This is a genomic window from Collimonas pratensis (assembly GCF_001584185.1).
GTDB lineage: Bacteria > Pseudomonadota > Gammaproteobacteria > Burkholderiales > Burkholderiaceae_D > Collimonas > Collimonas pratensis.
In genome coordinates this window covers 2765195-2784755 of the sequence record NZ_CP013234.1, presented here as the reverse complement: position 1 = coordinate 2784755, position 19561 = coordinate 2765195, and the positions used below count along the sequence as shown (strand labels likewise).

At 59.2% G+C, this 19561-nt stretch carries 18 protein-coding genes and 1 pseudogene; 11 read left to right on the top strand and 8 right to left on the bottom strand.

Annotated elements, in window-relative coordinates:
- The first annotated feature begins 112 nt into the window (after positions 1-112).
- Positions 113-994 (top strand): prohibitin family protein, encoded by an 882-nt coding sequence (locus CPter91_RS12640; RefSeq protein ID WP_061946180.1) that lies wholly within the window; start codon positions 113-115, stop codon positions 992-994.
- A 10-nt stretch (positions 995-1004) separates the two neighbouring features.
- Here CPter91_RS12640 and CPter91_RS12635 read toward each other — a convergent pair whose 3' ends face one another.
- Complete coding sequence (locus CPter91_RS12635) at positions 1005-1604, bottom strand: uracil-DNA glycosylase family protein (protein WP_061940740.1); 600 nt, start codon at positions 1602-1604, stop codon at positions 1005-1007.
- A gap of 137 nt (positions 1605-1741) precedes the next feature.
- Between CPter91_RS12635 and CPter91_RS12630 the strand changes: the two genes are divergently transcribed.
- The gene (locus tag CPter91_RS12630; protein ID WP_061940737.1) at positions 1742-2293 is read left to right on the top strand and encodes a GNAT family N-acetyltransferase; all 552 of its coding nucleotides are present in this window, start codon (positions 1742-1744) and stop codon (positions 2291-2293) included.
- Positions 2294-2416: 123 nt separating this feature from the next.
- Entirely contained in the window at positions 2417-3214 is a 798-nt protein-coding gene (locus CPter91_RS12625) for a transporter substrate-binding domain-containing protein (RefSeq protein WP_061940733.1), read from the top strand.
- 9 nt (positions 3215-3223) lie between these two features.
- Here the strand turns inward: CPter91_RS12625 and CPter91_RS12620 are convergent, their stop codons facing one another.
- Both CPter91_RS12620 and CPter91_RS12615 read right to left on the bottom strand, forming a co-directional pair.
- Positions 3224-3703 carry an acyl-CoA thioesterase gene (locus CPter91_RS12620; protein ID WP_061940730.1) on the bottom strand — a complete coding sequence of 160 codons (480 nt, stop codon included), beginning with the start codon at positions 3701-3703 and terminating at the stop codon, positions 3224-3226.
- A 253-nt stretch (positions 3704-3956) separates the two neighbouring features.
- The gene (locus CPter91_RS12615) at positions 3957-6362 is read right to left on the bottom strand and encodes a TonB-dependent receptor (RefSeq protein ID WP_061940727.1); all 2406 of its coding nucleotides are present in this window, start codon (positions 6360-6362) and stop codon (positions 3957-3959) included.
- A 207-nt stretch (positions 6363-6569) separates the two neighbouring features.
- Here CPter91_RS12615 and CPter91_RS12610 point away from each other — a divergent pair, with 207 nt between their 5' ends.
- On the top strand, positions 6570-7946 hold the full coding sequence (locus tag CPter91_RS12610) for an FAD-containing oxidoreductase (RefSeq protein WP_061940724.1): 1377 nt from the start codon (positions 6570-6572) through the stop codon (positions 7944-7946).
- A 577-nt stretch (positions 7947-8523) separates the two neighbouring features.
- The gene (locus tag CPter91_RS12605; RefSeq protein ID WP_150119675.1) at positions 8524-10476 is read left to right on the top strand and encodes a hypothetical protein; all 1953 of its coding nucleotides are present in this window, start codon (positions 8524-8526) and stop codon (positions 10474-10476) included.
- A gap of 138 nt (positions 10477-10614) precedes the next feature.
- Here the strand turns inward: CPter91_RS12605 and CPter91_RS12600 are convergent, their stop codons facing one another.
- The 4 genes from CPter91_RS12600 to CPter91_RS12585 all read right to left on the bottom strand — a co-directional run bounded on the left by CPter91_RS12600 (position 10615) and on the right by CPter91_RS12585 (position 15010).
- Positions 10615-11229: a glutathione S-transferase family protein gene (locus CPter91_RS12600; protein ID WP_061940718.1), complete on the bottom strand. Its 615-nt coding sequence runs from the start codon at positions 11227-11229 to the stop codon at positions 10615-10617.
- Position 11230: 1 nt separating this feature from the next.
- On the bottom strand, positions 11231-11860 hold the full coding sequence (locus CPter91_RS12595) for a glutathione S-transferase family protein (RefSeq protein WP_061946178.1): 630 nt from the start codon (positions 11858-11860) through the stop codon (positions 11231-11233).
- A 124-nt stretch (positions 11861-11984) separates the two neighbouring features.
- Positions 11985-13370, bottom strand: a complete 1386-nt coding sequence (locus CPter91_RS12590; RefSeq protein ID WP_167595162.1) for an FUSC family protein — start codon at positions 13368-13370, stop codon at positions 11985-11987.
- 122 nt (positions 13371-13492) lie between these two features.
- Complete coding sequence (locus CPter91_RS12585) at positions 13493-15010, bottom strand: FAD-dependent monooxygenase (protein ID WP_061940712.1); 1518 nt, start codon at positions 15008-15010, stop codon at positions 13493-13495.
- An 82-nt stretch (positions 15011-15092) separates the two neighbouring features.
- Here CPter91_RS12585 and CPter91_RS12580 point away from each other — a divergent pair, with 82 nt between their 5' ends.
- The 4 genes from CPter91_RS12580 (at position 15093) to CPter91_RS12570 (ending at position 17435) form a co-directional block, all read left to right on the top strand.
- Positions 15093-15725 carry a TetR/AcrR family transcriptional regulator gene (locus CPter91_RS12580; protein WP_061940709.1) on the top strand — a complete coding sequence of 211 codons (633 nt, stop codon included), beginning with the start codon at positions 15093-15095 and terminating at the stop codon, positions 15723-15725.
- Positions 15726-15870: 145 nt separating this feature from the next.
- Positions 15871-16746, top strand: coding sequence for an SDR family NAD(P)-dependent oxidoreductase (locus CPter91_RS12575; protein ID WP_061940707.1), 876 nt, complete (start codon positions 15871-15873; stop codon positions 16744-16746).
- Positions 16747-16832: 86 nt separating this feature from the next.
- On the top strand, positions 16833-16961 hold the full coding sequence (locus CPter91_RS25700; protein WP_205631686.1) for a hypothetical protein: 129 nt from the start codon (positions 16833-16835) through the stop codon (positions 16959-16961).
- Between the two features lie 174 nt (positions 16962-17135).
- Positions 17136-17435, top strand: a complete 300-nt coding sequence (locus tag CPter91_RS12570; protein ID WP_061940704.1) for a DUF1330 domain-containing protein — start codon at positions 17136-17138, stop codon at positions 17433-17435.
- Between the two features lie 106 nt (positions 17436-17541).
- Here CPter91_RS12570 and CPter91_RS12565 read toward each other — a convergent pair whose 3' ends face one another.
- On the bottom strand, positions 17542-18000 hold the full coding sequence (locus CPter91_RS12565) for a MarR family winged helix-turn-helix transcriptional regulator (protein WP_061940701.1): 459 nt from the start codon (positions 17998-18000) through the stop codon (positions 17542-17544).
- A gap of 63 nt (positions 18001-18063) precedes the next feature.
- Here CPter91_RS12565 and CPter91_RS12560 point away from each other — a divergent pair, with 63 nt between their 5' ends.
- Together CPter91_RS12560 and CPter91_RS12555 are read left to right on the top strand one after the other, a co-directional pair.
- Positions 18064-18354 (top strand): DUF1330 domain-containing protein, encoded by a 291-nt coding sequence (locus CPter91_RS12560; protein WP_061940698.1) that lies wholly within the window; start codon positions 18064-18066, stop codon positions 18352-18354.
- A 575-nt stretch (positions 18355-18929) separates the two neighbouring features.
- Positions 18930-19271, top strand: a pseudogene (locus CPter91_RS12555) (helix-turn-helix domain-containing protein); the annotation flags it as partial.
- Positions 19272-19561: the final 290 nt, after the last annotated feature.

Sequence of the window (19561 nt, the reverse complement as noted above, 5' to 3'; positions counted from 1 at the left end):
GTATTTTTACCACTCATTATTGCCTTCAGACAAAACTTTGAAAGCATGCAAGAATGGCATCGCTCGGCAGTGGGAGCTGCCGGCGTGGATTTATTCAAACAAGGGGAATTGGATGCTTGATTTACAAAAGAAGAGTTTCATCAAGTTGGGTTTGATTGGATTTGGCCTGTTGATCTTGGTGTTGTGGATATGGCCATTCGGTTCGGTACCGACTGGCAACCGCGGCGTAGTGACTTCGTTCGGCAAGATCGTCGGTATCGAGAATGAAGGACTGGTGATCCTGCCGCCGTGGAAAAAGCTGACCATCTTCAGCATCCGCGCCGAACGGGCCGATGTCGAAGACGCCGAGGGCAGCACCTCGGATACCCAGCCGGTCAAGGTCAGCATGACGGTGCGTTATTCGATTTCCACCAACAGCGTCGCCGAAGTGTATGAAAAATATAGCCATGACGGTGACCTGTCTTCTTACGTGCAAACCGCGACCCAGGAAGTCTTCAAGGCAGTCACCGCGAAGTACAGCGCGCCGGACCTGATCGCCCGCCGTTCGCAGGTGAGCGTGGATATCAGCACGGCCTTGCGCGACAAGCTGAAAATCTACGGCGCCCAGGTAATCGGCATCGATATGCGGACCTTCTCTTTCTCGCCGTCGTATATGGCAGCGATCAATGAAAAAGTCACCCAGGAACAGCTTCGCCTGGGCGCGGAAAACAAGCTGAAGACGGTCGAGGCCGAGCAAAAGCAGAAAGTGGCGGTAGCGGAAGCGGAAGCACAGGCGATGCGCGCCAGCGCCGACGGCGAAGCCTATTCGCAGCTGAAAATCGCCACTGCGCAGGCGGATGCGCTGAAGATCCAGAATGCGGCGCTGGCGCAAAACAAAGATGTGCTGGAACTGCGCCGTATCGAAGTCGACATGGTCAGGGCCAAGCAATGGAAGGGTGATGTGCCGACCACGATGTACGGTTCAGCGCCGATCCCGTTCGTGACGAATAAATAAGGCCGCCGATTCATGGCGATCCGGGCTGCCGCAGTATTTGCGCAATCCTCTGCTGCAGAACCGGGATCAGTGCGCTTTCAAACCAGGGATTGCGCTTGATCCATAAGTTGTTGCGCGGACTGGGATGCGGCAGCACGATGATGTCCGGCGCGCGGTTTGGCCAGTCCTGCACCGCCTCCGTCAGGTTGACGTAGCGGCCTGGGAAGTAGTGCGCCAACGCATATTGCCCGATCACCAGGGTCAGCTCGATGCGCGGCAGCTGCGCCATGATCCTGGCCCGCCATTGCGGCGCGCATTCAGGGCGTGGCGGCAGGTCGCCTGCTTTGCTGGTGCCGGGATAGCAGAAGCCCATGGGCAGGATCGCCAGCGACTTTTCATCGTAGAACGTCTCCTGCCCGACGCCCAGCCAGGCGCGCAATCTCTCGCCGCTGGCGTCGTCGAAGGGAACGCCGGACAGATGGACTTTCTTGCCGGGCGCCTGGCCGGCGATCAGGATACGCGCCATTGGATCCGCTTGCAGTACGGGACGCGGGCCTAGCGGCAGAACGCCGGCGCAGACCTGGCAGCCATGGACTTCTTTCAGCAAGGAGCGGAATGCACGGGGATTCATGGCGCTTATTCTATCCCAGTGCACCTTGGCCGCAAGCGCCAACGCCATGAGTGCGTGCCGTTTATCGGCTGCGGAAGGACGCGCCTCCTGTCGGAATCGCGCCGCATCGTTGTAGATTCGATCGAATGGAGCGCAGCATGATCACTCTGGAATTGAGCGACAAGGTCAACGAACTGGAACAAATCGTCGCGCTGCAGCGCTTGAACCGCCTGGATGCGGTGACGGCGGATGTGCGCGCGACAGAAGGCTTCGTCACCATGGAATATACGGTCCGCGAACTGCAGCTGATGCGGGGCGAGTACCGGCATGTGGTGGCAAAATGCGACGGCGCCGTCATCGCTTATGCCCTGGTCATGCTGAAGGATTGCCGCGCCTCGTTTCCATTTCTCGACACCATGTTCCGGGACGCCGAGACGGCCGTCTTCAAGGGCATGCAGCTGCGTGAAAAAAGTTATTTTTTCATGGGGCAGATCTGCGTCGGCCAGGCATTCCGCGGCCAAGGAATTTTCAGGAAACTGTACCAGATGCTCTGCATGCAGATGCGTGCCGATTTCGATTGCGTGGTGACGGAGGTATCGGTACACAACGCGCGATCCATGCGGGCGCATCAACGGGTAGGGTTCAAGGAAATCGTCAATGAACATGCCGATGCTACGGAATGGCGCGTGATCGTCTGGGACTGGAGCTGAAATTTCCGTGGCTGGCGCCGATTCGTGGCATATTTATTGCGTAAGATTGCAGGGCAGCCAGCAGTCGCATGGATAAAACCGTGCGGCTATCCGTACGCACACCTCTTCCTCCAGGGAAATCTGATGAGAATTGTAAAACTCCTGTTTCTGCTGACCCTCAATCTGGTCGCCCTGGGCATGCAGAGCGCGCATGCCGACAGCTTGAGCGATATCCAGAAACGCGGCACCCTGCGCATTGCCGTGCCTCAGGATTTTGCGCCATTCGGATCCGTCACGCCGGACCTGACACTGCAAGGGCTGGATATCGATGTCGCCAGGCTGATCGCCAGGAACATGGGCCTGAAGCCGGAACTGGTGCCGGTCACCAGCGCCAACCGCATCGCCTATCTGCAGACCGGCAAGGCGGACCTGGTGATCTCGACCCTGGGCAAGAACGCCGAGCGCGAAAAAGTGATCGCCTTTTCGCAGCCGTACTCGCCATATAACAACAGCGTTTTCGGTCCGGCCGGCATCAAGGTCGCGGGACCTGCCGACCTGGCCGGCAAAACTATCGGCGTGGCGCGCGGCACCTTCCAGGATAGCCAGCTGAGCGAAACGGCGCCGCCGACTGCCATCATCAAGCGCTATGAAGACAATAACGGCATGATTTCGGCTTATCTGGCGGGCCAGGTGCAACTGGTCGGCACCGGCGATTTCGTCGCGGTTGCGCTGGCCGCCAAGACGGCCGGCAACAAGCCGCAGATGAAGTACATCATCCAGGAATCCGCCTGTTATGCTGGCCTGCTGAAGGACCAGCCAGCGCTGATGGCGGCGGTCAACAGCGCGCTGAGCAAGGCCAAGAAAAATGATGAATTGAATGCCATCGTCAAGAAATGGCTGAATGTGCCGCTGCCGGACAAACTGGCCAGGCAGTTCGATTGAGCACCGCGATCAGGTCGATTTGACTTCTTCGAAGCGCCGCGCCAGCTCCTGCCGCAGCTGCTTGCGCAAGACCGCGTCTTCAAAGCGCCGCTTTTCCTCGGCGCTGAAGGGCCGCAGCGGCGGTACGGCAATCGGCCGTCGTTCATGGTCCACCGCCACCATCGTGAAAAAACAGCTGTTCACATGGCGCACCACTTGGGTGCGGATATCCTCGGCCACCACCTTGATGCCGACCTCCATCGACGAAGTGCCGGTATGGTTGACGCTGGCCAGGAAACTGACCAGTTCGCCGACATGGATAGGCTGGCGGAAAGTCACCTGGTCCACGCTCAGGGTCACCACGTACTGCGCCGCATAACGGCTGGCGCAGGCATAAGCCACCTGGTCGAGCAGCTTGAGAATGGCGCCGCCATGCACGTTGCCGGAAAAATTGGCCATGTCTGGGGACATCAGGATGGTCATGGTGAGCTGGTGGGATGGCATATCCATAGTTGGCGAATTTTCTCTGAGTACTTGAGTACGTAAGGGGGAGGGAAGGAAAGGAGACAAGCCTATCCTAAAATACCCGCGGCGGGCAAGGCGAGCGTGGCCCGCGCAGCTAACGGCTAGCGCCGCAAGCGCAGCGCGGAAGTTGTTATATTGAAATATAGTTACGTCAGATGCGTACTTATCTGCACAGCCGCCAATGTGCGACCTGCGCCGCCACCGACGGCGCAGATGCGAGGACTACGGCGCCCTTGCGTCAGGAGAAATCCGCTTTCAGCGTCAGGAAGCCCTGGCGTGGCGCGATAGGGTAGGTGTTATACGTGCCGCTGGCAGCACCGACCACTACCTCCAGGGTGCCTTGGCGGTTGGCCAGGTTGCTGACATTGAAGTTCCAGCGCGGATTCTTCAGCAAGCTGCCCATGTAGGGCAATTTCCCCGCCAGATTCAAGCCCATCAGGAAATAGCTGGAGACATGCAGGTCATTGGTATAAGTCGCATAGCGTTTGCCGACAAAATCGCCGATCAGCTGGACCTCGACGCCGCCCACGGTGGCCGTGCCGACAAACTTGTTCATCCAGGTCGGCGCGCCCGGCACGGTCTTGCCGGCAGTCTGCACCACGCTGCTGCCCGACGTATAGTTGTCCTGGTACTGGGAATGATTGTAGGAAACCGCGTCGTAGAAGGAAATGCCATGGCCGAAATGCAAGGTGCCGGCGAGGTCGACGCCATCGGTCTTGACGCTGCCGACGTTGGCCAGGATGGCGGTGCCGCCGACGATCGAACTGATCACTGGCGTCGGGCTGATAGACAGCAGGCGATTGCTGAAATCGACGTGGTAGAGATCGATCTGGCCGTCGAAGGCCTTGACCACGCCCCAGTCCAGCTGGCGCGTATCGCGCAGGCCCAGCTCATAGGTCACCGAGGTTTCCGGCTTGGCGGTGTTCTTGAAGAGATCGAAAGCTTGCTGGCTGGCCAGGCTCCACGGTGAAGCACCGCCGGCGCCGTAAGTCACGAACTGGCGCATGTTTTTCTGGATGTTGGCGAATAGCTGGTCTTGTTTCGACAGGTCCCAGCGTACGCCGACGCCCGGCAGGAACCAGCTCTTGGTGACAATCTCGCCGACCGGCAAAGCTTGCGAACCGCCGCCGATAGCCGCCGGTGCTTCCTGTACCGGGAACTGGCCATCCGCAAATTGCAAGCTGGACTTGAAGCCGGCCTGCAGCGCCAGGCCTGGACGCAGTTTCCATTCATCCTGCAGGTGGAACTGGACAACCTTGTTGTCGATGCCGCTGCCGTACTGCGTGATCAGCGGGTCAGACGGGCGGGTGTAGGGGGAACTCGGATTATTGACGTCCAGCCCGTACCAGCGGCGGTAAGCTTCTGAACGATTGTGTTCAAGCCAGAATCCTGTTTCCAGCTGATGGTTGCCGACATCCCAGCGCAGCGTCGAAATATAGCCGTTGCGGTTGATCGTGTATTCCGTGGTGCGGGTGGCATAACCGGAATTGCCAAAGATCTGCTTCAGGTTCTGATTGGGGTAATACACGGCAAACAAGGCTGGCAAACCGGCCGCGCCTATCGGTCCCGCGACCACCCCGACGCCGTCGTCATGATGGAAATAGATCTGGTTGGTCCAGCTCAGGTCGGGGCTGAGATTGGCTTCATATTTGGCGTAAGTCAGGAAGTCGGTGCGCTGCGCATCGCTGTAGTAGTTGTGATAATTATTACCGTCGGCGGCAGGGGTGGCGCCGCTCGGCGACAGATAGGCCAGCGCGCCGGCAAAGTCGGGATACAGGAACGAACGCGTATAGGGTGCGCTTTTTTCACCGGCGACGTGCACCGTGGAGTCTTCGTTGGGTTCCGTCTTGTCGGAATAATCGGCATACAAGGTCAGCTTGCCGGCACTGCCTTCGTGCACGAACTTGGCATTGAACTGGTCGTTGCTTTGGCGGCCGTTGAAATCCCAGGCCCGCGCTTCATGGTGCAAACCGGAAAAGTAAGCGCTGTTGCCGTCGCCAAATTCGCCGGTATCGACGCGGATAAATGTGCGCGAGGTGTTGTGGCTGCCGACGCTCTGCTGCACGTTGACGTTGAATTTCGCCAGCGGATCGCTGGAAAAGGTTTCGATGGCGCCGCCCAGGTTGCTGGTCGATGCCGTGCCGAGGTCGCCGGCGCCGGTGGACAGCACCACGCTGCGCACATTTTCACTGGTGACCGCGCGCTGCGGCGACAAGCCGTTGTAGTTACCGTACTGCTGGTCGCCGAGCGGCACGCCGTCCATGGTGTAGCCCAGTTGCTGGCCGTTGAAGCCATGTATGAACAACGATAAATTCTGTTCATTGTTACCCCAAGGATCGGCGGTCTGGAAACTGACGCCAGGGAGTGTTTCCAGTGCTTTCAGCGGATTGACGCCGGGCAGGATTTTCTGGATTTCGTTGCCGCTCATGGAGACCGTGGAACGTGTCTTGCGGGTCGAGATTTCGACGGTGGCCATCTGGCCGCTGTCGCCGCTTACGGTAGCGCTATCAGCAATGGCCGTAGTTGTCGGCGTGACAGCTTGGGCACTGGCGTGGCCGCTGGCTGCCAAGGCGCACAGGGCTGAAACGGCGAACGCAACGCGAGAAGATTTACGGCGCAACGCCGGGTACGAATGCTTGTTCATCAAAAACCTTTGTAAGGATGCAGGGAAAATGTCAGCGTGCGAGAGACTAGCCTGCTGCCGTTACAGGAGGATGACGTGCGGCACATGCTCACCACACCTGTGGCTTTTGCGTCACGGGCGCCGCCAACGGCCCTGGATCCAGGGCTGGTATGATCAGCGCTATCAAGCTGCAATCCGAATTGCCTCAACCTGCGGACGGAGAACACCATGCACCAGCGCTACGATGCCATCGTCATCGGTACCGGACAATCCGGTCCTTCTCTTGCAGTACGCCTGGCGCAAGCCGGCCGCAAGACCGCCATCATCGAACGCAAGAATTTTGGCGGCACCTGCGTCAATACCGGCTGCATACCGACCAAGACCCTGATCGCCAGCGCCCGCGTGGCGCACATGGCGCGCCGCGCCGCCGAATTCGGCGTCATGCTCGACAGTCCAGTCGTGGTCGACATGGCGCGCGTCAAGGCGCGCAAGGATCTGGTCGTCAGCCAGTCCAACCAGGGTGTCGCCAGCTGGCTCAGGAGCACGCCCAACTTGACGGTGATCGAAGGACATGCCCGCTTCGAGAGCGCGCATGGCGTCATGGTCAACGGCGAATTGCTGGAAGCCGATGAGATTTTCATCAACGTCGGTGGCCGCGCGACCGTCCCCGATCTGCCCGGGCTGAAGGATGTCGATTTCCTCACCAATTCCAGCATGATGGAAGTGGATTTCCTGCCACCGCATCTGCTGATCGTCGGTGGCAGCTACATCGGCCTGGAGTTCGCGCAAATGTACCGCCGCTTCGGCAGCGAAGTCACGGTGATAGAAGGCGGTCCGCACCTGATCGGGCGCGAAGACCAAAAAGTGTCGGCTGCGGTGAAGGAGATACTAGAAGGCGAAGGCATCCAGATCAGGTTGGGCGCAAAAATCCAGCGCGTCGAAAAGCGTGGCGACCTGGTACTGCTGACTGTCAGCGATAACGGTGCTTCGTACGAAGTCTCCGGCTCGCATCTGTTGCTGGCGGTAGGACGGATCCCGAACACCGATGACCTTGGTCTCGATAAGGCCGGTATCAAGACAGACGCCCGCGGCTATGTCGTGGTGGACGACCAGCTGCACACCAATGTGACGGGAGTCTGGGCGTTGGGCGACGTCAATGGCCGCGGCGCATTTACCCACACTTCCTACAACGACTATGAAATCGTGGCCGCCAATCTGCTCGACAACGACAAGCGCGGCGTTGCCGACCGCATCCAGGCATACGCACTGTTCATCGATCCGCCGCTTGCCAGGATCGGCATGACGGAGCGTGAAGTCCGCGCCAGCGGTCGCCCGGCGCTGGTCGGCACGATGCAGATGGCAAGGGTAGGGCGCGCCCGTGAGCGCAGCGAAACCCAGGGATACATGAGCGTGCTGGTGGATGCGGAAACAAAAAAAATCCTGGGCGCCATGCTGCTCGGCATCGAAGGCGATGAAGTGATCCATTCACTTCTGGATGTCATGTACAGCGACGCGCCTTATACCGTCATCCAGCGTGCGATGCATATCCATCCGACGGTCTCCGAGCTGGTGCCGACCTTGCTGCAAGATTTAACTCCTCTATAACGGACAGGGCAGATGTCCGTCCTTCCCAAAGCCAAAACACGGAATCATTGCTGGGTGAAGAAATCGTTGTACAGCATGTAAAGATGCGCCGCGCTCCATGAGAAATTCGGCGCACCCTGCTTGGTGTTGCGCTCGCTCCAGTTGCTGCCGTCGCCGCCGCGTTCCGGGCTCTTTGACGGACGGCGTCACCGAGTCGAACTTCATCGCTTTGGTAGCAGCTTTCTGAACCAATATTCGTCTGTTTCTCGCCCTTGCAACGTCAGGATTGGCGCAAGCGCAAGCGGCTTAATCAGTATCGATGCTGTTTCGACATGGTCAAAATAGTTGCTGTGCCGCAGAGAAACATCTATATAATTTCCACGGGGAAAGCATGCCAATTGGCAACCAAGCGCCGGTCTTGGGAAAACGCCCGTCTCTAAAACATCCCCAATCCGAGTTGATCTTGATCTAACGCAGTCGAGTGCGGCCATAAGTATTTTCGTAGGAAACATCCTTTAGCCGGGTAGTTGCAGTCTGCAAAGTAAGGTTTTTTCTTTACCCTCGAGAGGTTCAAAAATGACAATTTTTGGAGAAGAAAATGAATCGGAATTTTAGTAGATTTGGCGTAATCCTCAGCTTCGCCTGCTTTACCATGGGCTCGGCTTTCGGCGCCACCATCACAAGACAGATAGCCAGCAGCGGCACGGTGAAAATTCCAGCCACTACGGTCGGCGTCGATGGCTTGTCGTCGCCCGAGACCTCGCCGGCATTTTCGAACGTGCCCAATCTCGCGGACGGCCCCACGGCTGCCGGCGCCAGCGGAACCAAAAGCACCGCCGGCGTGCTTGCGCGCGTGGCACAGTTCAAGATAAACCGCAGTATCGCCACGGCGCGGGGAAAAGGGGCGTGGACCGAAGCATTGAACAAAGATGTGCCCGATCGCCGCGTAGAAGTCAGTTTCGACGGGGAGAATTCGCGCGACCAGCGTCTTGCGAGCAACGGCAACCAATTTTCCATAGAGCCTCCGGACCAGGGTCTCTGCGCCGGCAACGGTTACGTCATGGAATCCTTGAACGACGTCATGAAGGTCTATAACCGCAAAGGTGTGGCCTTGAGCGGCGATATTGCGTTGAACGCATTCTATGGCTATGCGCCGGCAATCAACCGCCAGGTCAGTCCGCGGGTTTTCGGCCCTTCGATTACCGACCCGGCCTGCTATTTTGATCCCGACGTCAGGCGCTGGTTTCACCTGGTGCTGACGCTGGACACCGATCCGGCCACAGGCGCGCAGACAGGCAGCAATCACCTGGACCTCGCGGTCAGCTCATCAGCCGATCCGCTCGGCAGCTGGACCGTGTACAAGATTGCGGTTCAGGATGACGGCACGCAGGGCTCGCCGCAGCATCCCAATTGCCCGTGCCTGGGAGATTACCCGCACATCGGCGCCGACGCCCATGGCATCTATCTGACCACCAATGAATTCCCGTTTTCAGGGGGATTCAACAGTGCGCAGATATATGCCATCTCGAAAAAAGCGCTGGTCAGCGGCGCTGCCGCGATTCAAGTGGTGCAGCTGGATACCGCCGACTATCTGCTTGACGGCAATCCGGGCTTCACCATATGGCCGGCGGTATCGCCAGCCGGCGATTTTGAGCGGCGCAACCGCGGCACCGAATATCTCTTGAGTTCGGTTGCGGTGTTTTCCAATTCCGGCAACGATAATCGCCTGCGGGTGTGGGCGCTAGGCAATACCAAGTCGCTGGACGATGCAGCGCCAGCCGTGACACTTTTGCATAACGTCGTTAACGTCGATACCTATGGCGTGCCGCCGGCGATCCCGCAAAAACCCGGCAGCGCCCCTCTGCGCGACTGCCTGAACGACCGCAGCCTGGCGACGCCGGCCGGCATCGGCTGCTGGAACTATCTGACCACGGTCCAGCCGACAGTCGCGGAAACACTGGTGGCGCTCGATCCAAACGATTCGCGCATGCAGCAGGTGTTTTTCACCGGCGACCGCTTATACGGCGCACTGGACACCGTCGTCAATGTCGCCGGCCAGGAGCAGACCGGTATCGCCTATTACGTACTGAATCCCTCGGTATCGGCCAATCTTGCCGGCGCATCGGTAGTCAGGCAGGGCCAGCTGGCGCTTGCCGGCAACAGCGTCACGCGGCCGGCAATTGCCGCGCTGCCTAACGGCAAGGGCGTGATCGGGTTTACCGTGGCTGGCGCGGATCACTATCCGAGCGCTGGCTACATCCACTTCAGCCGCGACCAGGGACATCGAGGCGAATCGGTCAAGGTGATTGCAAACGGACTCGGACCTGACGACGAATTCGGCTCCTATAATGCCTTTGGAACGCCACGCAGCCGCTGGGGCGATTATGGCGCGGCAGCGGTCGACGGCAACGATATCTGGATCGCCAACGAATACATTGCGCATGCTTGCACCCTGGCGCAATATACCGATCCGGCGGCGCTGTTAAGTTGCGGCGGAACCCGCGTAGCCCTGACCAATTGGGCCACCCGCATCAGTCGGATTGAACCCTGAAGCCTGGGTGATAGTGCGTATCATTGGCGGCTCCCATGTTGGGCCGTTTTTTTTTCGCACATCTGCATTCGGCGGTGAGGACCTATCTACAGCGCCGGATGGAGGCGCTCAATATGCCGTGATTGCCGGAGCCGGCGGCTAGACTGGCCAAGGATCTGCCCACGCCGGGATACGTTGCAACACGTCGAGCCAGCGAACGATATTCGGAAACGCCTCCAGCGGCATGGCCGATTCCCGCCAGTAGCTCGCCATCGAGGCCAGCTGGAAGTCTGCGATGGTAAGCCGTTCACACGCCGCAAAAGTGCGCTGCGCCAGGTGGCCGTCCAGGACTTTGGCGAATTTCACCAGTTCCGCGACGCTGGCCTTCAGCAACGCGCTGTCCGGCGGTCCGATCCCGAAGGTCGACTTGACCACATGCTCGAAATAAAACGGCGCAACGGCGGGGCCCCAGTGGCAATCGCTCCAGGACAGCCAGCGCAGCACCTCCACTTGCTCGGACGGATTGTGCGCGGGCCACATGTCCGAGCCGGTCTTGATGCATAGATAAGCCATGATGGCCGCAGACTCCCACAGCACCAGATCGCCATCGACCAGCGTCGGCGCCTTCATGTTGGGATTGAGCGCCGCATATTCCGGCGTCTTGAGCCCGCCAGCCATCAAATCCACTTCAATACACTCCGCCTTGAGGCCGAGATGCTTGACCAGCGCCAGCACACGGCGCGGCGCCTGCGCCTTGATCCAGTAGATTTTCATATCATTTTTCCAACTCAAGGCTGGCAAATGCTTCGGCAATCCGCAGCGGGGCAGTAGGGCGCGCATACATTCTTTCCAGGTAGGCGCGCAGCTGAGGATACTGGTCGATCAGATGCGATTCATTGGCCCAGTCCATCAGGTAGACCGTGACGCAATCGGCGAAGCTGATGCGGTCGCCGACAATGAACTGGCGTCCGGTCATGTGCTTGTCCAATATGCCCGCCATGACAATGAATTCCTGGCTGGCGGCAGGGATTTCTTGCGGTATCCGCTTGTCTTCCGGGTATAGCCAGCTGTGGCGCGTGATGCGCCATAAGGGCTGCTCCAGCTCTGTCATGGCAAACATCACCCAGCGATAGGCCTGGGCCAGCTGTTTGCGGTCGGCAGGAAGCAAGCCTTTTTCAGGATATTTTTCAGCCAGGTAGATCACAATCGCTGCCGATTCGGTCAGCACCACGTCGCCATCGACCAGCACCGGCACCTTGCCGGCGGGGTTAAGACGGAGGAATTCGGGGCGATGTTGTTCGCCGGCCAAGAGGTTGACCGGCACGAACTCGAATTCGACACCGAGTTCATTCAATGCCCACAACACACGCAGTGAGCGGGTGGCGGCAAATCCATAGAGCGTCATCATGATGTTCCCTTTCAGATTCAGGTTGGGTTCTGATAACTAGTCGAATGGCGAAGCGCAGGATCGACACCCTCGCGAACTTTTTTTCGCACCGCAAGCGCGATGCCAGGGGCGGTGGGAAGATTTATTCGCTCATCGAGCGATGCAAATTTTGCAAGGCTGGCAGGATGTCCTGGGGCTCGCGCAGCGATTTGCGCGCCGCTCCGACAGCGCGGCGCACGCTGCCCGGCGCCTCGCCCTTGTCGATCAGTGCTATCGCGAGATCCCTGCACGCCACCAAGGTATCGACCCAGTCCGCTGGCTGCGTGGAGCGGAAGCGCCGTGTTACGAGACGGCTGGCGCTGAACGCCGGACGCATCTGCTCGACGCTGGCGAGCGCGGCAAGAAAATTGTCGCTGGTACGCACGGCAGTCGCGGGATCCAGGGCTTCGGAAAGAGCCGCCAATGCATCCGCCAGGCGTCGCCGCAGCGTGGCGGTCGAGCGTACCGGAAGCACCAGCCAGGCTGACGCAACGCCGATGGCCGCACCGATCAGGATTTCCGCCAGGCGCGGCCACAGCATGTGGGCTGCCGGTGAACCGGTGAAGCCTTGCAGCAGCGCGAGCGCGATGGTGACGAACAGCGCCCACCACGCGTAACCCAGCGGCCGCAGCCATATTCCAAGAAAGATCGCGCCCAGGATCAGCACGGCGGTAGCCTGGTCGTGGGACCCGCCGTGGATGCTGAACGACAAGGCGATGATGGTTCCGGCGGCAGCTCCCAGTACGCGCAGCACGCTCTTGTAGGCAACGTCCAGCCGGCCACGGTTGCCGCTGTTGACGATGAAGGCGGTAAGCACGATCCATGACCAGCGTTCGGCAAAGAAGGCGTAGCCGATTACAAACGATGCTGCCAGCGCGACGGCCATCTGGATTGCCATCCGGGTGGATGCGATCGGGCGCAAGGAGCTGGCAGGTGCTGGCGCAGGTAATTGCGCAGGTAATGGCGGTTCCGGAGTGGGCGCCGGGACGAGGAAACGCAGGCGGCGGGCGAGTGCGTGCAGCACGCCCACCCACAGCAGGGCGAGCAAGGCAATCAGCACAGGCATCAATGCCGCCAGGGCAGGGCTCAGCCGCGTAGTCGGAATATACGGTGTGCTGAGCAAGGCGACGAAGGGCAGTGCGATGAGGGAGCCGGCGCGACGCGCCATGGGGCCGAATCGACGCAACCAGATTGAAAGGAACATGCCGGCAATAAAGACCAGTGCGCCAAGCCAGGGCGCGGCGCGCAACAAGGTGCCGACACCGACCGCGACCAGGGCGACAGCCGGGAGCACCATCGCCGCTTCGATCCTGCCGCGGCGGTCGCGGTCCAGCTGGCTGCGCGAAAGCGAGATGCACAGCACCACCGCCAGCACCGCAGGACCCGGTTCCGGATCGATCGCCAGCGCGCACAGCATGGTGGCGATGGCGGCGAGCATGGTTACCGCGGCTTCCCGCAATGCATGGAAAAGCGATTTACGAAGGTGCATAGAAAGACCTGGCTCCAGAGCGTTCCGGTAACGGGATGGGAAATGGATGTAACACCTTACATTAAATCGTTCTTCTCCAATTTTCATGCCATTTTTTGCTACAGGGTAAACGATCTTCCTGTTCAGCAGTCATCCGCTGCGGGCTTGAACCAGCACCACAGCGCCTCCTCCAATCCGTCCATGCTGCTCTCCTGGCTGACCCAGGCAACGCAGGCATCGGGGCGGATCAGCATCGATGGCCCGCTGTCGACGGCGACGCAACGTATCCTTTGCGTGGCGGCGGCAACCAACCTTGAAGCCTCGCCGTCTCCGGAGGCGTCCAGCAGAACACCCATGCCATCCTGCATGAGATCGTAGAGCGAACCGCCGGCATCGCCGTGGCTGATCGGCTGGTCGCCGAGCAGCCGTCCGACCTGGTCCAACTCCGAGCCGAAATCATAGCGGCTGGAAACGCCACTCATCATTTCTCCGATGAAACGGTTGACGTCGTCGAATTCCATGAGATGCGCCACGATGTCCCGCATCGCGCCCGACTGCGGATCGGGCCGCAGGATGGCGATCTGGGCCAGGGTGTTGGCCAGCACGGCTTGGGCGACCGGGCGCCGCTCGGCGGTGTAGGTATCGAGCAGGCTGTCCGGCATCTCGCCGCGGATGACCGCAGCCAGCTTCCAGCCGAGGTTGGCCGCATCCGCCAGTCCGAGATTCAGGCCCTGGCCGCCGAACGGCGAATGGACATGCGCCGCATCACCGGCCAGCAGCACTCTGCCTTTGCGGTAGCTATCGGCCAGGCGCGTGTTGTCCGTCCAGCGGCTGCCGCTTTCCAGCACTTTCACACGGATGTCGGCGCCGCTGACGCGGCGCAGGACGGCTTCGGTTTCCTCGCGTGTGACCGGCGCCTGCCGATCATCCGGCGTGCCGATGAAGTCCAGCATGAACAAGCGGCCGGGCACAGGCCCGTAGGCGAATACGCCGCCCGATGTGCGATTCCAGCCAATCGGCAACAGTCGCTCGGGATGGTCGATCTGCGCGATCACCTGGTAGAAGGTCGAGGTCGGCGCCGTGCCGGGGAAGTCAAAGCCGGCCATCTTGCGGATGAAGCTGCGGCCGCCGTCGCAACCAATCAGGTAGGAGCAGGTGATGCGACCGCGGTCCGTCGGCGACGCCCACTCCAGGTCGACGCCGTCCACACGTTGCTCGAAGCTGGTGAGCTCGCATTCGCGGCGTACCTCGATCGCCAGAGCGCCCGCGCGATCGGCCAGCATGGCTTCGAGCTCATGCTGGCGCACCAGGCGGGGACGCCGTTCCGGGTCTTTCTGTGCGTCCTTGCGGATCAGGGACAGCCCGCCGAAATGACCACTGTACTTCGACGCCCGGCCGCGCAGCTGTGCTCCGGTCTGCTTGGTGAACTCATCCATCGCCGCGAAAGTGTTCGCCTCTGCGGCGGCAATGGCCGCTGCCATCCCACGCCGCTTCAAGGCTTCGCATCCAAGCGGTCCGATCGACATTGCCTTCATGGCCAGGTTCACCTCGGTCAGGCGCTCGAGCACGAGCACGCGAGCGCCGCCCAAGGTCAGCTCAATGGCCGTCAAGAGCCCGACCGGTCCAGCTCCTACAATCACAACATCAACAGGTGTTTCCATATTCCTAGTCCTTTTCTAATTCTTTACATATACCGAGTCGCAATATATACTCAGTACATGTAAACATCAAGGGCTACATTTCATGTCATCCGATCTTCGATCCCGTAAACGCCTCGCCATGCGGCAAGGCATCTCCAACGCCGCCACGCGCCTGTTCTACGAGCGCGGCTTCGACCATGTCACGGTGGACGAGATCGCGGCCGCCGCCGATGTCGGACGGATGACTGTGTTCAACCATTTCCCCCGCAAGGAGGACATGTTCTTTGACCGCGACGAAGAGGGCCGCGAAATCTTGCGCGCAGCCTTGCGCCAGCGCGATCCCGGCGTTGCCCCGATCGAGAGCTTGCGCCTGCTGGCGCAGCGGCTGGTGGCGGAAGACAGCCCTTATGTCAGGTTTACGATTGAGAGCCAGGACTTCATAGAAACCATCGAGCGCAGCGAAACCCTCAAGGCACGGGCCAGAGCGATACGCGACGAAATCGCGCAAGTGGTAGCGGTGGCGCTATCTGAAAGTGTAGGGCGGGAAGCAATCGATCCCGCCGCCCATCTGGCGGCCAGTCTGCTTTTGGCGACCTGGACCGTGGCCCTGATCCAGGCGCACCAGACCTTTCGACAGAAGCGGGATACAGAGGAAGCGAAAGCCGTCTTTCTGGCGATTGTTGATAAGGGAAGCAGCGGTCTGAAAACTGCAATGGCAGGCACGCCTTACGTCTGAACGGTCAATGTTGTCCGTCTATGCCCCTATGCGGTCCGTTTCAGACCTCGCTCAAGGCCCCGGATCTGGTTACATTCTATGCAAGCCAAGTATTTCAGGATGGATGAAATTGAAGCGTGCACAGTTCCTGTTTCGGAGTTCGAGAATGCATCTGGAAAACGAAAAAATTCAGCAAAATCAAAAGACTAGCTACGCAGGCAAGAGGGTGTTCATCTCCGGCGGTTCTCAAGGCCTGGGCCGCGCCATCGCCTTGCAGCTCGCCCGCGATGGCGCCCATGTCTGCGTGGCGGCGCGCGGACTCGACGCGTTGGAGCAAACGGTGACAGAGATGAAGCAGGCGGCAGGCGGGAGAAATACCGTGCTGATCGCGCGCAATGTAGATGTCACCGATCCGGCGGCAGTGGAACTGGTGGCTGCAGATGCGGTGAGCGCACTGGGTGGGCTGGATTTATTGATCTGCAACCAAGGCTTCGCCCACACCGGCCCGGTGCAGGAACTGCCAGTCAACGACTTCAAGCAGCTGATCGAGGTGAATTACCTCGGCCACGCCTACCTCTGCCGCGCATTCGCGCCGCATTTCATGCAACAGAAAGGCGGCACGATCGTGATGGTCAGCTCGGTGCTTGGCTATCTCAGTACTTACGGCTATGCCGCGTACTCTGCCAGCAAATGGGCCATCGTCGGTTTCGCTGAAGGGCTGCGGCAAGAGCTGGGGCTGTACGGCGTGCAGGTGAAGGTGATCTACCCAGGCACCATCGACACCCCGGGCCTGGCCCAGGAGAATGCCGACAAGCCCAAGGTAGTGTGGGAGATCGAAAGCAACAATGCCTTCAATGTGCTGCGCAGCGCCGACGAGGTGGCCCGCCGGCTGCTGATCGCCGCGCGCGGCAGGCGTTTTGAGAACCCCATCGGCTGGGATGGCTGGTTTTCCTTTCTCGCCAGCCGCCACTTGCCGTGGCTGGTTCGGATGTTGAATCAAGGCGATCTCAGGAAGGCAATAAAGAAACACACGCTACCTTAGCTGTTTTTCTACGTTCGTCGGCTCCTAAGCAGGGCCTTGCGATCTTCCTTTTCACCGGCATCGATGCCATCAGCCGCATCCTTGCCATGGAATATGCGAAAGACGGCATCCGCGTCATCGTGGTTGCGCCCGGCACCGTCGACACCCCCTGCACAAAAACAATCCCACGGATTTCCTCAAGTCACTGTCGCCCATGGGCACGATTCAAATGGTAAACGCCAGATAAGATAGCAACTGATTCCGCCATCGGCCTGGCCTTCGTGGTCGAAACGGATAAGGCAATACAATGCAATACAGAAGGCTGCCTCATTCCGGCTCGCGGAGGATGCGAAAGTCGGGCGGGCGGCGATTAGTGTTGTCTAATTTTTGCGCACATGAAAGGAAAGAAAATGAACAAGGGATATTGGGTAGTTGCGTATCGATCGATATCGGACGAGTCCGCATTGAAAACTTACGGAGAGCTGGCCGGAGCGGCGATTGCTGCCAACGGCGGAACTCTTCTGGTGCGAACCACGGGCGGACTCGAAGTGCATGAAGCCGGCCTGAAGCAGCGCACCGTCGTGGTCGAATTTCCCAGCTTTGAACAGGCGCAACGGACGTATGCCAGCGATGCCTACCAAGCTGCGCTGCGGGCGCTTGGGACTGCTGCCGAACGCGATTTCCGTATTGTCGAAGGTGTCGATCAGTGACTGTGAGGACAGACGGTTTGGTTCGACGAGAGGGTGAGTGAATCGGGCAAAAACGGAGCCCAAGGCAGCGCGCAATCCAGGATCGCCGCAGCTGCGCGAATTCTCGCTATGTACATGAGGATTCTGCGGCCTTGGCCAGCTCCGCCATTGCCTGTCTTGCCGCAGCAAGCTTTTCATCGCCCATACGGCGGGCAAGTTCCGCCTTGGCCCAATGCCACAGCGGGAACGCATCGGCTAGAAGCCGACGCCCAGATGCCGTCAGCGCCAGCCGCTTGCCAGCGCGGCCACGTCCGCCTTGAGCACTGAGCAAATTCCGGCTCTCCAGATTCTGAACATTGCGGCTGAGGGTAGTCGGATCGACCCCGGCCCTGTCCGCAAGATCGACGAGCGTCGCGCCCTCGGCCGCACCGATCCCGACCAAGAGGCTGAATTGCTCGGCCGTCAGCCCGAGCGGTTTGAAGCAGGCATTGTAATAGCGCGTGAGTGCGCGCGCCGTTGCACGAGCCTGGAAGCCCGGACACTCCGCTGCAACGCCCTGCAAAGTTTCTGGATCAAAACCGCTCATGCCTAGCTCCTTGACAACTCCATCTTCGCATAATACTGTATATGCACTATTAGTGGAGGCACAATGCCAGCATACGTACACATCAATTTACGCGTCATCGACTCCGCCAAGCAGGCCGCGCTCGCTCCACGCTTTCAAGCAGCGCTAAAAGAGGCGGGCGGGCAGATTCTGCATTTCGGTCCTGTTGCACAGGTTCTGGAGGGGGATGAGGCGCCGCTGCCGATGGCCGGCGTGTTTGAGTTTCCGACTCTCGCCCAGGCGCTGGCCTTCTACAATTCCGAAAGGTATGCGCCGATCAAAGCCGAACGCCAAGAAGCGCAGCAAGCGCGGATGTTCATAGTCGAAACTGTGTGAAGCGGGCGTGTTGACCGCTTCAGGAACTGTCTCTTCGAGGGCAGCGAAGGGGTAGGGCTCAGGCAGGGTGCATAGACTCCTCTAACAGCCTAATCTGTACATCCGGTTTCTAACGTCTAATCTGCGTAACCGCAGTTGATCTTGCGACCAGCCAGATTGCCGTTGGTTTGATGCCGAATCGATGGATTTTATTTCTTCGGCCAGGTAGTAGCATTGTCCTTGTGTATTGCTTGTAAGTGCTGGCGATGATTCTCCAGCCATGGCTACGAATCCGGGTCGTTTGATTTCAGCTTGAATACGGGCGCGTGTGTCAGCTATTGTGTCTTTGTCGGGGCTGACGAATCCGCCGCTTGATTCATGTATTGCTACTGTTTCCGTATGACTTGATGTTGGGCATGGTGTATCGCTGTAGGTAGCTTTCCCGCCGGATTCGCATTTCACAATTTCACCGCGCTGCATAACTCTTGCGTGTTGATTTGCACCGAAAATTGACCCACTTGGTCGCATAATTTGCATCGAAAATTGACCCACGTTTAGCACACAATCCTACTTATCAGAATGAGTAGGGGATCGGAGTGATTGACGTGGCATTACTAGGAATAATCAGACGCTGGCACCTTCGGGACCAGGTCCCGCTTAGGGAGATAGCCAAGAGGCTAGGCATCTCCCGCAATACCGTCAGGCGCTATCTGCGTTCGGAAATCACCGAGCCGGCCTATGCGGAGCGCCACTCCGTCAGCGCCATCGACCCATATGCCTTCCAGCTTTCAGCCTGGCTCAAGACCGAGGCAGCAAAATCCCGCAAGCAGCGGCGCAGTCTTAAACAGCTCCACGAAGAGCTCATCGATTTGGGATTCAAGGGGTCTTACGACAGGGTCGCTGCATTCGCCAGGCAATGGCGAGAGGGTCAAACGGAGTGGGTCAACTCAGCGCGCAAACGAACAGATAAAAGGCTTCTATGTTTCCGAGACGCAGTTTGAGCGTCGAATTAGCGAGCGATCCACCAATTATTAAAGTCCAGGCCGCTGCCCAATATCTGGGCAAGCCTAGGTGGTCAGTCAGCACGTATCCGTAATGAGGGAGTTTTTGTAGCATAGGTATTAGCAACGCCTTTAGATGCATTAAATTACTGTCAGTGTTGCATATAAGCACTTGTTAAAGGCAACATTGAAATAACTGCATCTAGTTCGCATAATTTGTATTATGT

Bases quoted from the DNA above. Each gene is read 5' to 3' on its own strand.
- CPter91_RS12580 (WP_061940709.1), top strand. From the start codon at position 15,093: ATGTCATCCGATCTTCGATCCCGTAAACGCCTCGCCATGCGGCAAGGC.
- CPter91_RS12565 (WP_061940701.1), bottom strand. From the start codon at position 18,000: ATGAGCGGTTTTGATCCAGAAACTTTGCAGGGCGTTGCAGCGGAGTGT.
- CPter91_RS12630 (WP_061940737.1), top strand. From the start codon at position 1,742: ATGATCACTCTGGAATTGAGCGACAAGGTCAACGAACTGGAACAAATC.
- CPter91_RS12560 (WP_061940698.1), top strand. From the start codon at position 18,064: ATGCCAGCATACGTACACATCAATTTACGCGTCATCGACTCCGCCAAG.
- CPter91_RS12570 (WP_061940704.1), top strand. From the start codon at position 17,136: ATGAACAAGGGATATTGGGTAGTTGCGTATCGATCGATATCGGACGAG.
- CPter91_RS12610 (WP_061940724.1), top strand. From the start codon at position 6,570: ATGCACCAGCGCTACGATGCCATCGTCATCGGTACCGGACAATCCGGT.
- CPter91_RS12590 (WP_167595162.1), bottom strand. From the start codon at position 13,370: ATGCACCTTCGTAAATCGCTTTTCCATGCATTGCGGGAAGCCGCGGTA.
- CPter91_RS12595 (WP_061946178.1), bottom strand. From the start codon at position 11,860: ATGACGCTCTATGGATTTGCCGCCACCCGCTCACTGCGTGTGTTGTGG.
- CPter91_RS12575 (WP_061940707.1), top strand. From the start codon at position 15,871: ATGCATCTGGAAAACGAAAAAATTCAGCAAAATCAAAAGACTAGCTAC.
- CPter91_RS25700 (WP_205631686.1), top strand. From the start codon at position 16,833: ATGGAATATGCGAAAGACGGCATCCGCGTCATCGTGGTTGCGCCCGGC.
- CPter91_RS12625 (WP_061940733.1), top strand. From the start codon at position 2,417: ATGAGAATTGTAAAACTCCTGTTTCTGCTGACCCTCAATCTGGTCGCC.
- CPter91_RS12620 (WP_061940730.1), bottom strand. From the start codon at position 3,703: ATGGATATGCCATCCCACCAGCTCACCATGACCATCCTGATGTCCCCA.
- CPter91_RS12635 (WP_061940740.1), bottom strand. From the start codon at position 1,604: ATGAATCCCCGTGCATTCCGCTCCTTGCTGAAAGAAGTCCATGGCTGC.
- CPter91_RS12615 (WP_061940727.1), bottom strand. From the start codon at position 6,362: ATGAACAAGCATTCGTACCCGGCGTTGCGCCGTAAATCTTCTCGCGTT.
- CPter91_RS12605 (WP_150119675.1), top strand. From the start codon at position 8,524: ATGAATCGGAATTTTAGTAGATTTGGCGTAATCCTCAGCTTCGCCTGC.
- CPter91_RS12585 (WP_061940712.1), bottom strand. From the start codon at position 15,010: ATGGAAACACCTGTTGATGTTGTGATTGTAGGAGCTGGACCGGTCGGG.
- CPter91_RS12600 (WP_061940718.1), bottom strand. From the start codon at position 11,229: ATGAAAATCTACTGGATCAAGGCGCAGGCGCCGCGCCGTGTGCTGGCG.
- CPter91_RS12640 (WP_061946180.1), top strand. From the start codon at position 113: ATGCTTGATTTACAAAAGAAGAGTTTCATCAAGTTGGGTTTGATTGGA.